14 protein-coding genes are annotated in these 14848 nt (G+C 48.0%); 8 read left to right on the top strand and 6 right to left on the bottom strand.

All coding sequences use genetic code 11. The annotated features are described in order from the left end of the window. Positions 1–42: 42 nt before the first annotated feature. Complete coding sequence (locus HMPREF2696_RS00630) at positions 43–1617, top strand: inorganic phosphate transporter (RefSeq protein ID WP_039862088.1); 1575 nt, start codon at positions 43–45, stop codon at positions 1615–1617. A gap of 342 nt (positions 1618–1959) precedes the next feature. Here HMPREF2696_RS00630 and HMPREF2696_RS00625 read toward each other — a convergent pair whose 3' ends face one another. The 3 genes from HMPREF2696_RS00625 to secA form a co-directional block, all read right to left on the bottom strand. Next, positions 1960–2397 carry a ProQ/FINO family protein gene (locus HMPREF2696_RS00625; RefSeq protein WP_004519616.1) on the bottom strand — a complete coding sequence of 146 codons (438 nt, stop codon included), beginning with the start codon at positions 2395–2397 and terminating at the stop codon, positions 1960–1962. A gap of 117 nt (positions 2398–2514) precedes the next feature. After that, positions 2515–3615, bottom strand: coding sequence for a chorismate synthase (gene aroC / locus HMPREF2696_RS00620; protein WP_004519617.1), 1101 nt, complete (start codon positions 3613–3615; stop codon positions 2515–2517). A gap of 132 nt (positions 3616–3747) precedes the next feature. Next, entirely contained in the window at positions 3748–6501 is a 2754-nt protein-coding gene (secA, locus tag HMPREF2696_RS00615) for a preprotein translocase subunit SecA (protein ID WP_049335622.1), read from the bottom strand. Positions 6502–6655: 154 nt separating this feature from the next. On the opposite strand from secA, the gene HMPREF2696_RS00610 reads away from it, so the two are divergent. From HMPREF2696_RS00610 to argF, 7 genes are all read left to right on the top strand, one after another. After that, entirely contained in the window at positions 6656–7078 is a 423-nt protein-coding gene (locus tag HMPREF2696_RS00610) for a DciA family protein (protein ID WP_039862113.1), read from the top strand. 291 nt (positions 7079–7369) lie between these two features. Continuing rightward, positions 7370–7948 carry an azurin gene (azu, locus tag HMPREF2696_RS00605; protein WP_003748712.1) on the top strand — a complete coding sequence of 193 codons (579 nt, stop codon included), beginning with the start codon at positions 7370–7372 and terminating at the stop codon, positions 7946–7948. Positions 7949–8040: 92 nt separating this feature from the next. Continuing rightward, the gene (locus tag HMPREF2696_RS00600; RefSeq protein WP_004519620.1) at positions 8041–8550 is read left to right on the top strand and encodes a hemerythrin domain-containing protein; all 510 of its coding nucleotides are present in this window, start codon (positions 8041–8043) and stop codon (positions 8548–8550) included. Positions 8551–8584: 34 nt separating this feature from the next. Beyond that, positions 8585–9205, top strand: a complete 621-nt coding sequence (locus HMPREF2696_RS00595) for a glucose-6-phosphate 1-dehydrogenase family protein (protein ID WP_004519621.1) — start codon at positions 8585–8587, stop codon at positions 9203–9205. A 112-nt stretch (positions 9206–9317) separates the two neighbouring features. Further along, positions 9318–10451 (top strand): succinyl-diaminopimelate desuccinylase, encoded by a 1134-nt coding sequence (dapE, locus tag HMPREF2696_RS00590; protein WP_004519622.1) that lies wholly within the window; start codon positions 9318–9320, stop codon positions 10449–10451. A gap of 98 nt (positions 10452–10549) precedes the next feature. Next, on the top strand, positions 10550–11305 hold the full coding sequence (locus HMPREF2696_RS00585) for a methylated-DNA--[protein]-cysteine S-methyltransferase (RefSeq protein ID WP_004519623.1): 756 nt from the start codon (positions 10550–10552) through the stop codon (positions 11303–11305). Positions 11306–11451: 146 nt separating this feature from the next. Beyond that, positions 11452–12447, top strand: coding sequence for an ornithine carbamoyltransferase (gene argF, locus HMPREF2696_RS00580; RefSeq protein WP_004519625.1), 996 nt, complete (start codon positions 11452–11454; stop codon positions 12445–12447). Between the two features lie 98 nt (positions 12448–12545). Here argF and HMPREF2696_RS00575 read toward each other — a convergent pair whose 3' ends face one another. From HMPREF2696_RS00575 to HMPREF2696_RS00560, 3 genes are all read right to left on the bottom strand, one after another. Further along, positions 12546–13532 carry a TraB/GumN family protein gene (locus HMPREF2696_RS00575; protein ID WP_070587461.1) on the bottom strand — a complete coding sequence of 329 codons (987 nt, stop codon included), beginning with the start codon at positions 13530–13532 and terminating at the stop codon, positions 12546–12548. Positions 13533–13570: 38 nt separating this feature from the next. Then, positions 13571–13816, bottom strand: a complete 246-nt coding sequence (locus tag HMPREF2696_RS00570) for a DUF1289 domain-containing protein (protein WP_004519627.1) — start codon at positions 13814–13816, stop codon at positions 13571–13573. 612 nt (positions 13817–14428) lie between these two features. After that, positions 14429–14761: a hypothetical protein gene (locus HMPREF2696_RS00560; protein WP_004519629.1), complete on the bottom strand. Its 333-nt coding sequence runs from the start codon at positions 14759–14761 to the stop codon at positions 14429–14431. Between the last annotated feature and the right edge of the window lie 87 nt (positions 14762–14848).

The following is a 14848-nucleotide window of genomic DNA, read 5'->3' as shown; positions in this document are numbered from 1 at the left end:
AAAATAACGTGACTCAACATGTTTTCCAAAAGGAAACTTTCCATGGCTCAAACTCAGTCGAGTGCGAACTTGAAGCTGATTAATACGGTTTTTGCCGCTATGCTTGTGAGCATGGTCGGCTATTTTATTTATTGGGGCCTGGGTTATACCCACTACAACCACTCCGGCCTGTTTATCCTTGCTACCTTTTTCGGCGTCTTCATGGCGTTTAATGTGGGTGGTAACGATATTGCTAACTCTTTCGGTACAAGTGTCGGCTCCGGCACATTGACTATTCCGCAAGCTTTGCTGATTGCGGCAGTATTTGAAGTCAGCGGCGCAGTGATTGCCGGCGGCGAGGTAACAGATACCATCCGTAAGGGTATTGTCGATTTGAATGGCATGCATCTGGATCCGATGCAGTTTGTTTTTATTATGATGTCTGCGCTTTTGGCTGCGGCATTGTGGCTGCTTTTTGCATCGCGCAAAGGTCTGCCGGTTTCTACGACACACGCCATTATCGGCGGTATCGTCGGTAGTGCCTTGTGTATGGCGGCATTGAACGGTGTGGATTCCATTGCGCTGATTCAATGGGACAAGTTGGGCGAAATTGCCTTGTCTTGGATTTTGTCTCCGGTATTAGGTGGCATCGTTTCCTATCTATTGTTTTCACGAATTAAGAAAAACGTTTTGGACTACAACTCTTGGGCCGATAATACGCTCAAAGGCATCAAGTTGGAGAAGAAAGCCTATAAAGAAGAGCACCGCCTGTTTTTTGATGCCTTGAGTGAATCTGAAAAAGTCGAATACGCCACCAAAATGGCGCACGATGCCCAAATTTATGATGAGCCGGACTTTGATCCTGAAGAATTGCAGTCTGAGTATTATCGCGGTCTGCACCGCTTTGACAGCCGTAAGGGCGAAGTAGATTCTTACAAAGCACTGCATTCCTGGGTGCCGTTTATTGCTTCTGTCGGCGGCATGATGATTGCGGCCATGTTGATTTTTAAAGGTCTGAAAAATCTGCATTTGGGCATGAGCAACGTCAACAGCTTCCTGACCATTTTCATGATCGGCGCAGCTATTTGGATGGGTACGTTTGTATTCGCCAAAAGTTTGAAACGCAAAGATTTGGATAAATCGACTTTCCAAATGTTCTCATGGATGCAGGTATTTACTGCTTGCGGTTTCGCATTCAGCCATGGTGCAAACGATATTGCCAATGCGATTGGTCCGTTTGCCGCGATTATGGATGTGCTGCGTACCAACAGCATTACTTCTCAAAACGCCGTGCCGCCAATTGCCATGTTGACTTTCGGTATCGCTTTGATCGTCGGCTTATGGTTTGTCGGTAAAGAAGTGATTAAAACCGTAGGCACCAGCTTAGCAGAAATGCACCCCGCGTCAGGCTTCTCAGCAGAGCTTTCTGCCGCCGCCGTCGTGATGGCCGCATCATTTATGGGCTTGCCTGTTTCCAGTACCCATATCTTGGTAGGTGCAGTTTTGGGTATCGGCTTGGTTAACCGCAATGCCAACTGGAAATTGATGAAACCGATCGGCCTTGCTTGGGTTATTACCTTGCCTGCTGCTGCCGTTTTGTCTGTTGTCAGCTATTTGGTTTTGCAAGCCGTGTTTTAACTGACTGTTTGATTTAAAAAGGCCGTCTGAAAGATATTTCAGACGGCCTTTACTTATGTTCATAAGAGTAGATTTTAGATTGCTTTAATGTCGAACAAATAATGTTGTTCAATGTTTAAATTGATACAAGAATAATCAGCGTAATAAAGAAATACCTTATTGGGAATAGCTTAGAAAAGATTTTGGTTTCAAAACTTGGCTTGGTGGGGGTAAACAAGGCTATTTTTAATCAGCCACTATAAGGTTAAGGCAATAAAAAGCCCCAATTCATCGACGTTAAAGATGTCGTATTAAATTGGGGCTCTATTTATTTAGTGCAAGCCTTATCAGGCCGTCTGAACATTATTCAGAAGCTTCGTTGGTCTCGGCTTGAGTAGGAGCTACTTCTGCTTCTGTAGTAGCCTTAGCGGCTTGACGTTCGGCTTGTGCAGCCAATGCCTGTTGAACGGCTGGGTGCTGTTGGGCGATGGTTTGTTCTTCTGCGCTGACTTCGCCTTTGAAGCGGTTATTCAAGTCAAAACGTTTGCCGCCGCGAGCCAGGGCTTTCAGATAGCGCGGACGGCGGCAGTGGTTAGCCAGTACGCGTGCAATCAGTGCAGGGTCGTATTGGGGCAGGGCGGCAACCAAGTCTTGGTCGATACCGACGGCCAACGGTTTGAATCGTTTGAATACATCATATTTGCCGTAAATGTGGTCGGCAATCATGTCTGTCTGTTTTTTCTTGCTCATAGTTTGGACGGCAGATTTCAGCGCAGCGCCCAAAGCGGTTTCTTGTGCCATTGCGGTTGTATTCCTCTAATATAAATCCGTATTTTCGTCATACGGCAATAAGGTGCTATTGTAGTATAAAGACTGTGATTTGGCTAAATTTTTCTGAGAATATTCAGAAATAAACGGTTATTTTTCCAATTTGGCAATGTCTGGTGTATTAACCTGAACATCGGCATTTTGTGCACGATGGCGTAAGGCGTGGTCGATCAAGACCAATGCCAGCATGGCTTCTGCAATCGGAGCGGCGCGTAATCCGACGCAGGGGTCGTGGCGGCCGTGTGTGGCAAGTTCGACAGGGTTGCCCTCTATATCAATACTGCGGCGCGGTGTGGCGATGGAACTGGTCGGTTTAATGGCAATATTCACATGAATGTCTTGTCCGGTGCTGATGCCACCCAAGATGCCGCCTGAGTGGTTGGATAGAAAGCCTTGAGGCGTGAGCTCGTCGCCGTGCTCGCTGCCGCGTTGAGTTACGCTATCAAAACCTGCGCCGATTTCCATGCCTTTGACGGCATTGATGCCCATCATGGCATAGGCAATTTCTGCATCGAGGCGGTCAAAAACTGGTTCGCCTAAGCCGACAGGGACGTTGGCTGCTTCGATATGAAGTTTTGCGCCGACAGAATCCAATGATTTGCGCACGCTGTCCATATAGTTTTCCAAGTCCTCAATTTGGCTTTGGTTTGCGGCAAAAAAAGGATTTTGGGAAATATATTCGTAACCTTCAAACTGGATTTCTTTTTCGCCTACTTGGGTAACGTAGGCGGTAATTTCAGTACCGAATTTTTCTTTCAGCCATTTTTTCGCAATTGCTCCGGCTGCAACGCGGGCAGCGGTTTCGCGGGCGGAACTTCTACCGCCGCCGCGATAGTCGCGTGTACCGTATTTGTGCCAGTAGGTGTAATCGGCATGTCCGGGGCGGAAACTGGTGGCGATATTGCCATAGTCTTTGCTGCGTTGGTCGGTATTGCGGATTAGGAGAGCGATAGGTGTACCGGTAGTTTTGCCTTCGAATACGCCGGAGAGGATTTCGACTTGGTCGGCTTCGCGACGTTGGGTAACGTGGCGGCTGGTGCCGGGTTTGCGACGGTCAAGGTCATATTGGATATCCGCTTCGCTCAATTCTAATCCTGGCGGGCAGCCGTCGATGATGCAGCCCAAGCCTGCGCCGTGGCTTTCGCCGAAAGTGGTAACGGTAAAGATTTGTCCGAAGGTATTGCCTGCCATAGGGATACTCTTTTGAAATTGGGTTTGGAAATTTTTTACTTGTTTGGATAATTCTCAGGCCGTCTGAACAGATGTGAGAACGAAATCAAAGATTCTCGTTTCACCGTTCAGACGGCCTTTTGAGATGACTACTTAGTTCAATTTACCGTGGCACTGTTTGTATTTCAGGCCGCTGCCGCAAGGGCAAGGATCGTTGCGGTGAACAATCAGGCCGTTTTGTGCAAGCGCTTCAGGGCTGAAGTCTGTGCCGTCAGGGTCGAACGCTTCTGTAACCAAATCGGTTTGCGATTGACCGAGCAATTCTTCCATATCAGGCGCATCGGAGTGGACGGTTTGAACATCGCTGACGCTTTGTGCGGCGGTGTGGTCGTATTCGCTATTGCGCTCGATTTGAACGGCAGTCAGCAAAGCGGCAATGTTTTGTTTGATACCGCGCCACAGATTTTCAAACATGGCGAAAGCTTCGCGTTTGTATTCCTGTTTCGGATTTTTCTGAGCATAGCTGCGCAGATGGATACCTTGGCGCAAGTAGTCCATAGCGGCGAGGTGTTCGCGCCATTGGTTGTCGATAACTTGCAGCATAACATTGCGTTCGAAGTCTGACATAGCCTGTTTGCCGACCAATTCAACTTTTTCGGCATACTCGTCTTCGATGCGCTTGATGAGGCGTTCTTTAATGTCTTGGTTGTCCAAAGTGCTGTCTTCTTTCAGCCAGCCTTTAATATCGACATGCAGGCGGAAATCGGCGGCAAGTTGGTGCTCCAGTGCTGGAATGTCCCATTGCTCTTCCATGCTGTCAGGCGGGATGTGGTAATCAACCAAGTCGCTGATAACGTCGGCGCGGATTTCGCGGGTCAAATCACTGACATCTTTGCTGGTCAGGATTTCGTTGCGTTGATGGTAGATCACTTTACGTTGGTCGTTGGCAACGTCATCATATTCTAAAACCTGTTTACGCATATCAAAGTTGCGGCCTTCGACTTTACGTTGTGCGCCTTCGATTTGACGGGTCAGCAGGCCGTGTTCGATGGCAACGCCGCGTTCAGGTGCCAGGCGGTTGAGGATGGCGGCGGCACGGTCGAGTGCAAACAGGCGCAACAATGGATCTTCAAACGATAGATAGAAACGGCTGGAGCCGGGGTCGCCCTGACGGCCGGCACGACCACGCAACTGGTTGTCGATACGGCGGCTTTCATGGCGTTCTGTACCGATAATATGCAAACCGCCTGCGGCCACAACTTGGTCGTGTTCAGCTTGCCAACCGCTTTCAAGGGCAGAAATTTGCGCTTGTTTTTGCTGTTCGCTCAGGGTTTCATCGGCATGGATGGCTTCGATTTGATGTTTGAGGTTGCCGCCCAAAACAATATCGGTACCGCGGCCTGCCATGTTGGTGGCAACGGTAATTGCGCCGACTTTACCGGCTTGAGCTACAATCAATGCCTCGCGCTCGTGTTCTTTGGCGTTCAGAACGTTATGCGGCAGACCGGCTTTGTGTAACAAGTCAGAAACCAGTTCGGAGTTTTCGATGCTGGTGGTGCCGACCAAAACCGGTTGACCGTTTTTGTGGCATTCGGCAATGTCTTTGACAACGGCTTCAAATTTTTCTTCAGCTGAGCGGAAGATTTGGTCGTTGAAGTCTTTACGTTGTACAGGACGGTTGGTCGGGATGATGACGGTTTCGAGGTTGTAAATGCTTTGGAACTCGAAGGCTTCGGTGTCGGCCGTACCGGTCATACCGGATAGTTTGCTGTACAGGCGGAAGTAGTTTTGGAAGGTAATAGATGCAAGCGTTTGGTTTTCGCGTTTGATTTCTACGCCTTCTTTGGCTTCAACAGCTTGGTGCAAGCCTTCGGACCAACGGCGGCCGGCCATCAGACGGCCTGTGAATTCGTCCACAATCACGATTTCACCGTCTTGAATGACGTAGTGTTGGTCTTTGTGGAACAGGGTGTGCGCACGTAATGCCGCCATGAGGTGGTGCATCAGGGAAATATTGGCGGCAGAGTAGAGCGAGTCGTTTTCCTGTAATAAGCCCATTTGTGTCAGGATTTGCTCGGCGTGTTCGTGACCAGCTTCGCTCAGAATAACTTGGTGTGCTTTTTCATCTACCCAGTAATCGCCTTCGCCTTCTTCGGTTTCTTGGCGGATAAGGTGGGCCGGAACGGCATCCATTACGCGGTAGAGCTGGATGTTGTCATCTGCCTGGCCGGAAATAATCAGCGGCGTACGCGCTTCGTCGATCAGAATGGAGTCCACTTCGTCGACAACGGCAAAGTTCAATTCGCGCTGAACTTTGTCGTATTGGTCGGTAACCATATTGTCGCGCAGGTAGTCGAAGCCGAATTCGTTGTTGGTGCCGTAAGTAATGTCGGCACCGTAAGCGGTTTGGCGTTCGAAAGGTTGCAAATCGGCGACGATCACGCCGACACTCAAGCCTAAGAAGTTGTACAAAGGCTCCATAATGCTCGCGTCACGGGAGGCGAGGTAGTCGTTGACGGTAACGACGTGGACGCCTTTTCCTGACAATGCATTCAGGTAAACGGCAAGGGTGGCCACCAGAGTTTTACCTTCACCGGTACGCATTTCGGCGATTTTGCCGTTGTGCAGAACCATACCGCCGATAAGCTGTACATCAAAGTGGCGCATGCCCAATACACGGCTTGATGCTTCGCGGCAGACGGCAAAGGCTTCGACCAAGATGTCGTCCAGGCTTTGTCCGTCGGCGAGACGTTGTTTGAATTCGGCTGTTTTAGCTTGCAGTTCTGCATCGCTCAATGCCTGCATTTGTTTCTCAAGCGCGTTGATTTTGGCAACGGATTTACGATATTGTTTCAGCAGGCGGTCGTTGCGGCTGCCGAAGATTTTCTTAGCAATGTTTGTCAGCATGAATAATTCCTGCGCCTTGATATAATAGTGGGCGAAATTGGGATTTTAACACAAGCGCTTGTATAACGCGGTAATGCTGTTTGAAATAAAGGCGGTTTTGCTGTATTTCAATTGTAATTGTTTGGTTAATTTACTGAGAGGCCGTCTGAAATATATGGATTTAGCACAATTAGGCAAGCGCAATCATTTATTGGCGGGCTTGTTGCAACAATCGCAACAATGGCGGAAATTGGATGCAAAAATCAAAACGGTTTTGCCGGCCAACCTGCATCCGCATTTTCAGACGGCCTGCGTAGAAGACGGAAGATTGGTCTTGCTTGCCGCCAATAATATGGCTGCTTCGCGTTTGAAAATGATCCTGCCTGCCATGTTGCCCAAGTTGCAAACATTGCATACAGGCGTCAGGGAAGTGGTGGTCAGGGTAGTTCCCAAGCCTCCGGCTCAGCCGAAAACCAATAGTTTGAGATTGAGCGAGGCAGCTTTAGACAGCTTCGATGAGGCGGCAGCCAAATTGGAAGGCAAACATCCCGAATTGGCGGCGGCATTGGCAGAATTGGTGCGCAAGCACAGCCGCTAAAATCATGCCGAATGAGATTATGGTTAATAAATGTTAAAATTTATTTCATTTGACTGATAGCATCTAATACTAAAGAAATACGACCTAAACAGTAACTGTTTTCTTTTAGGTAAACTGATGTAAACTTGGCCTGAAATTTTGATTTCGTGTGAAGTTTGTAGCAAAATAACGCCTGAATTTCTTATCACTCTGCGTGAATAAGTTTAAGTTTGACATTTGTCTTTGTTAATATATTCGCGCGGGTTCTATTAATAGAACTTAACAAGACTCTCATCATTAGGAGATACATCAATGAAAGCTTATCTGGCTCTGATTTCCGCTGCCGTTATCGGCTTAGCTGCATGCTCTCAAGAAGCTGCAAAACCTGCTGAAGCACCTGCTGCTTCCGCTGCTTCTGAAGCTGCTCCTGCAGAAACTACTGCACCTGCCGATGCCGCTCCTGCCTCTGAAGCTGCTCCAGCCGATGCTGCCGCCGCTCCTGCTGCCGGCAACTGCGCAACTACTGTTGAAGCCAACGACGCTATGCAGTTTAACACTAAAGAAATCCAAGTGAGCAAAGCTTGTAAAGAATTCACCATCACTTTGAAACACACTGGTACCCAACCTAAAGAAAGCATGGGTCACAACATCGTCATCGGTAAAGCCGAAGACATGGACGGTATTTTCAAAGACGGTGCCGGTGCTGCTGCAACTGACTACGTTAAACCTGACGACGCACGCGTTGTTGCCCACACCAAACTGGTTGGCGGCGGCGAAGAAGCTTCCCTGACTCTGGATCCTGCTAAATTGGCCGGCGGCGAATACAAATTCGCTTGTACCTTCCCAGGTCACGGCGCTTTGATGAACGGTAAAGTTACTTTGGTTGACTAATCCGCCTCAAGCTCGAAAACAGACAGCCTGCCTTGCGCAGGCTGTTTTGTTATAATCTGGAAACATTAATTTAAGAATAAAACTTCAAAACCATGAATCCGTTTGAAACCAAAAGCGTTACTTTTGCCGAACCCATTGAAATGCTGTACGCCTGTCATGGCAAAGTGCGCCGTTTCTGCAGCCAGGTTGCCATGTTGTCGAACTATATTGCCGAAAACGGCTGCAATCAAATCGTTTTGCAAACCATCCGCCAAATTGCCCAATATTTTAATGTTGCCGCGCCGTTGCACCATGAAGACGAAGAAGAAAATTTCTTCCCGCTTCTATTGCAATATGCGCCGCAAGCTCAAGAAAGCGTTGACGAGCTTTTGCGCCAACATATCAGCCTGCACAACAACTGGGCGGCGGTATCTGCCGAATTCGCCAAACTCGAAGCAGACAACGCCTATATCCCCGATGCGGAAACGTTCAAACGCTTTGTCGCAGGATATGATGTTCATCTGGCGATTGAAGAGCCGCTATTTGATATGGGCAAAACCTTTATCCCCAAAGAAAAACTGACCGAAATCGGCGAAATTATGGCTGCACGCCGCCGCAAATAAGGTCGTCTGAAACAATCGTCTCAAGGAATACACTATGCTGACCCCAAAAAGTTGCGATTTGTTCAATATCCCTTTTTTCCAGTTTTCCCAGCTTAAAAAATACCAGCCTGAAAGCATTCCGCAAATCAAGGCAGACTATAAAGAAAACTGGCAGGTATGGCAGCAGCTAATCCAGCAGGTTGCCGCCGAATTGGGTGCACCGTTTGCGCCGCCGCATATCGAACGCTGGTGTAACGGCTGGCAGGTCCGCGCCCATTTTTTTGCCTATTTCAAATACGAACAATATAAAAATTCCGCAGCGATTTTATCGATTTTGCTGAATCGCCGCCGTTTGAGCGTCAGCTTGGACTGGCATTGCTATAAAGCCGATGTTTCTCCCATTGCGCTGCCTGATTACAACCGCTGGCTGGATAATTTTGATACTGAAAAATACGCTTCCTTCGATATGTGGCACGGTGCGGAAAGCGAATATGACGATTATCGTACCGTTGCCCAACAAAGCGACGGCGATAGAAAGCTTCGAGACGATAAAGATTTCTTCTGTATCGGCAAACACATCGAACGCGATGATTTGGGCAAGCAGGATGTCGCGAAATGGATAGTGGAAACAGTGGAAGACTTACTGCCGCTGTATGAAGCTTGTCATGGAAAATAAATCAGGATGCAGAAAGGGAAACTGCCCATTCAGTATCTTCAAATAAACTCAAGGCCGTCTGAAAATCATATTCAGAACGTTTCAGACGGCCTGTTTCTCAAAGTGAGCAAATATGACCGAAACCCAATCCCTAGAGCTTGCCAAAGAGCTGATTTCCCGCCCGTCCGTTACGCCGGATGACCAAAACTGCCAACAACTGCTGGCCGAACGCCTGCAAAAAATCGGTTTTGCCGTAGAAGAGCTTCATTTCGGCGACACCAAAAACATTTGGTTGCGCCGCGGTACTCAGGCTCCGGTGTTCTGCTTTGCCGGACATACCGACGTTGTGCCGACAGGTCCTGTTGAAAAATGGGATTCGCCTCCGTTTGAACCGACCGAGCGTGAAGACCGTCTGTATGGCCGCGGCGCGGCGGACATGAAAACCAGCATTGCCTGCTTCGTTACCGCCTGTGAGCGTTTCGTTGCCGAATATCCCGATCATCAAGGCAGTATCGCGCTCCTGATTACTTCAGACGAAGAGGGCGATGCGCTGGATGGCACAACCAAAGTTGTCGATGTATTGAAAGCGCGTGGCGAATTGATTGATTACTGTATCGTCGGCGAACCGACTGCCGTGGATAAATTGGGCGATATGTTGAAAAACGGCCGACGCGGCTCGTTGTCGGGCAATCTGACCATCAAAGGCAAGCAAGGCCATATTGCCTATCCGCATTTGGCAATCAATCCCGTGCATACTTTTGCCCCGGCCTTGCTGGAGCTGACGCAGGAAGTCTGGGACGAGGGCAACGAATACTTCCCGCCGACCAGTTTCCAAATTTCCAATATTAACGGCGGCACAGGCGCGACCAATGTGATTCCGGGCGAGCTAAACGTCAAATTCAATTTCCGTTTCTCTACCGAGTCTACTGAAGAAGGGCTGAAACAACGCGTTCATACCATTTTGGATAAACACGGCGTGCAATACGATTTGCAGTGGTCTTGCTCAGGCCAACCTTTCCTGACACAGGCAGGAAAACTGACCGATGTGGCACGCGAAGCCATTGCCGAGATTTGTGGCGTTGAGGCTGAATTGTCCACCACCGGCGGCACTTCGGACGGACGCTTCATCAAAGCCATTGCGAAAGAGCTCATCGAATTAGGCCCGTCTAACGCGACCATCCACCAAATCAACGAAAACGTACGTTTGGAAGATATTCCGAAGTTGTCGGCGGTGTATGAAGGTATGTTGAAACGCCTGTTGAAGTGAAAAGGCCGTACCGTAGGCTTTGAAAAACGATAGGGCGATACGATTCTTTTGCTCTTTCGGTTTTCTCTTAAGTTATCGATAATTGAACAAGGCAAAATATGATTACTCTGCCTTCTTTAAACGAGCTTCCATCAAAGTGGAATGAAATCCGAGAGCAGTTGGAAACTGACTTTCCCGCTACTCTCGAAGCCTTACTGCACGAGCGTCTTACCGAACACGAAGCCAAGCAGTTTGAGCAGGATTTTATTGACTGTATCGGTTGTGCGCCTGAAGAATATGTCCGTATCCGCCGAGCTATCCGACTGTTGGAAACGCGTTATCCTGATAGTCCGAACGAACTGACTGCGGCCGCGGTTGCCACGCCGTTGGGCGAGATGTTGGCGGTGTTCGGCAGCAAGGGTTTGTGTCTGCTGGAATTTGTCGGGCAGAAACATATGGAACAGGAAATCATGGCTGTCCAAAAAGCTTTGAACGGACAGTTTATTTTCCAAGAAAATGAGCAAACGCAACTTTTGCGTCAAGAATTGGATTTATACTTCCAAGGCCGTCTAAAAGTTTTTGCGACGCCTTTGGAAACGATAGGTACAGCCTTTCAGCAGCAGGTGTGGAATGCGCTGCTGACTATTCCTTACGGCGAAACGCGCAGCTACAAGGAGCAGGCGCAACAGTTGGGCAATCCTAAAGCCATTCGCGCCGTTGCCGCTGCAAACGGGCAGAACAAGGTGTCTATCTTGATTCCCTGCCACCGCGTTATCGGTAGCGACGGTAAGCTGACCGGCTACGCAGGCGGTTTGAACCGCAAACAATCGTTGCTTGCCTTGGAGAGAGGCGAGGTTCAGACGGCCTTGTTTTGAGTTTTGATAGAGGATAAGGGGCCATGCTTCGGGCAGGCTTCGCACGTTAAAAAAATTGAGCAGCAGAAGGTCGGTGGAAGCCCGACGAAATCTGCATGGAGAAAAATGTTGGGCAACGCCCACGCTAGAAAAAAGAGAAATAAGACATGAGCCTGAAAAACCGCCATTTTTTAAAACTTTTGGATTTCACGCCGGAAGAAATTACTGCCTATCTCGATCTTGCCGCCGAATTGAAAGCCGCTAAAAAAGCAGGGCGCGAGGTGCAGCGGATGAAGGGGAAAAACATTGCCCTGATTTTCGAGAAAACATCGACCCGCACCCGTTGCGCGTTTGAAGTGGCCGCGCGCGATCAAGGGGCAGGGGTAACTTATCTGGAGCCTTCTGCCAGCCAAATTGGGCATAAGGAAAGTATTAAGGATACGGCGCGGGTTTTGGGGCGGATGTTTGACGGTATCGAATATCGCGGTTTTGGACAGGATGTGGTGGAAGAGCTGGCCAAGTATGCAGGCGTGCCTGTGTTCAATGGTTTGACCAACGAGTTTCACCCGACTCAAATGCTTGCTGATGCGCTGACGATGCGCGAGCATAGCAACAAGCCTTTGAACCAAATTGCGTTTGCCTACGTCGGTGATGCGCGTTACAACATGGCCAATTCGTTGCTGGTGTTGGCTGCGAAACTGGGCATGGACGTGCGTATCGGTGCACCGAAAAGTTTGTGGCCGTCTGAAAACATTATCGAGACAGTGCAGGCTGTTGCCAAAGAGACCGGTGGACGGATTCTGTTGACGGAGAATGTGAAAGAAGCCGTGAAAGGCGTGGATTTTATCCATACCGATGTGTGGGTCAGCATGGGTGAGCCTAAAGAGGCGTGGCAGGAACGTATCGATTTGCTGAAAGATTACCGAGTTACGCCCGAATTAATGGCCGCGGCTGAAAATCCGCAAGTCAAGTTTATGCATTGCCTGCCTGCTTTCCATAATCGTGAAACCAAAGTCGGTGAATGGATTTATGAGACATTCGGCCTGAATGGTGTGGAAGTAACGGAAGAAGTCTTTGAAAGCGAAGCCAGTATTGTGTTTGATCAGGCAGAAAACCGGATGCACACGATTAAAGCGGTGATGGTAGCGGCATTGGGCGATTGAGTTTTGCGCTCAACGCTGCTTACCGCTTCATTTAATAGAGATTAAATAAAGGCCGTCTGAAAGAAAGACTTTCAGACGGCCTTGTTGTTTGATTGGGTTTATTGCCAAATCAGGACTTTGGGTTCGGGCGTCACTTGATAGCCTTCTTGACGCAATAGTTCGATTAAGCCTTTTCCGCTGGGTAAATGGGCAATGCCGACAGCAAAGAGGGTGCTTTGTTTGGCCGATTGCTTGCGGATTTCAGGTAGCCATGCCAAGTTACGGCGGATCAGGAGGTCGTTTTTCAGCCAATCGGACATGGCTTTGGAGTGTTTAGCATCAACACGTTTGAGGGTGCACTGTTCGGTTTCTTCCAAAAGTGGGATGAGTTCTTCAAAGCGGCCTTCTGAATAGGCTTGATGGAGTTTTTTGATATCTTCGGTTTCTTCTTTATTGGTTTTAATGCTGGCTTTCAGAAAGTTGAGCATGGTTTCTTCAGGCTGTGCTTTGAAGATTGCGGAAACTTCGTCCAAGCTTTCTAATGAACTACGCGGTTTGTTGATATTGACTGCTGCGTTGGTCAGCAACATATCTGCACCGGTTTCTGCGCTATATCCTTGGGGAAATGCGCTGCCGGCAAAAACCAATGCTGCCCACGGGTGGAGTTTGTCGGCAATTCTGGTGATGGGTCGGCTTTCTTCATTTTTTGAATAGATTTCTTGTAAAAGACGGAAATCTGTTTTGCCAAGCTTGCGGCTAAGCGGTTCGGTACTCATGACTTCTTTGAAGTATTTTTGATACATTTTTTTCGTTTCCGGACTGCTGTCCGGCAGTGGGTCAATTTCTGTGGTCAGTTGGTTGGTGGATTGCAACAGTTTGACCGCATCGGAAGACAAAGTTTGATTGGTTCGTCCCATGTGGATGGTGCCGAGCAGGTAGGAATCGGGTTGGCCTTCTTTGCTGATTTTCCAAACATTGCTGGTCAGTTTAGGCTGCTGCCAGTTAAGTTCGGCAGGTTTGTTGTCGGGTGAGATCGCGGCGGGTTTGCAGGCGCCCAGGGCGAGGGCAGTCAATGGCACAAGCAGGCAGGCAAGCAGTTTTTTCATGTTTTTCCTTATTGTGGTGTGCGGTAGGCAAGGGCAATTTAGAAATCGAGCAGGTTTTGAACCGGATGTTCGCCCGTTTCGGTTTTTTCCATTTTGCGGTTGCGGATTTTGGCTTTCCTGAGGGATAGAAGGTGCATGACTTGATGCTTTTGGCTGTCGGTCATCTGGAGCCAGTACAAGCGCTCTTCCCGGCTGCGCAGGCAGCCTTTGCAATAGCCTTTGGCATTGGCTTCACAAACGCCGATGCAGGGACTGGGGATGGGGAAAAAATCAGGTTGTTCCATATTTTAAAAGCGTTTGAGACAAGAGACTGGACAAACCAAAATTGCAGACTGCATTCGTATTTGTCTACACACGATCGGTGTATCCAGCAGGGTTCCTAATATCCAATTGAGTTGATCATTTCAATAAGTTTATATCTGCCACCCTAGGCATAAAAAACCTAAGAGAAACCATAAATATATCGCAGAAGAAGTCAGTATCTTCCCTATTTTCAGATTTCTCCAATAAAACCCAAGTAAGAACATTATAAAAATTAAAGGAATTCCAATATAAATATAATATTTAAGCGATCCTAATTCACTGAACACGTTTATAACAGAATAGAGACCGATAAATCCACCTGACCAAAAAACAATTATTGCTGGCCCTAAAAAAATAGCCGTTATTAAATGAGGGAGCAGTATGATTTTTATCCATTCTTTATATTTGTTGTTCATTTTAATCCCAATTACTTCAATGGTATCGTATCGATTCAAATGGGGGAGCAAAGTGTACAGTAACGTCACCAAGAATAATTACGGTATGTTTGGCAGAATCATGTTTTAATACATATTTGGAGTTCCGCTATATTTTGATTTTCAGACGACCTATGTGTAGCCCCAACTATCTGCATTTTATGACTTAATCAGTTTGCGCAAAGACTGATTGTTGTATTTGATATCGGCAATCAGCTGGTCATATTGGTGCATTCTACGGAGCGAGCGGGTAATTAGATAGACCGAGAAAATAATCAAGCTGATGTTCATCAGACTGACCAGTACGAGCAAAGGCCAAACATCAACGGCCTCGTACCATTTCGATGTCGCAATCAGCGCACTGAAAATAGACAAAGGGAGTGCGAAAACGGCAATGCCCGTACGCATGATAGCAAGTGCCGTGCGTTTTTCTGCAAGGAGAAGCTGTACTTGATTGATGCTGAGGATATCGTTTTGCTGTTCGGTAACCATAGGATACGCGCCTATACAAATTAACTTTGAATTCTGATAAAGCGGAAAATATGGTTTTATGTTACCCGAAAGTATTGAAAATAAAAA

This window comes from Neisseria sp. HMSC058F07, assembly GCF_001810035.1.
Lineage (GTDB): Bacteria > Pseudomonadota > Gammaproteobacteria > Burkholderiales > Neisseriaceae > Neisseria > Neisseria perflava.
Note: the sequence above shows the minus strand (reverse complement) of the source record. Positions and strands in the feature narration are given on the sequence as shown.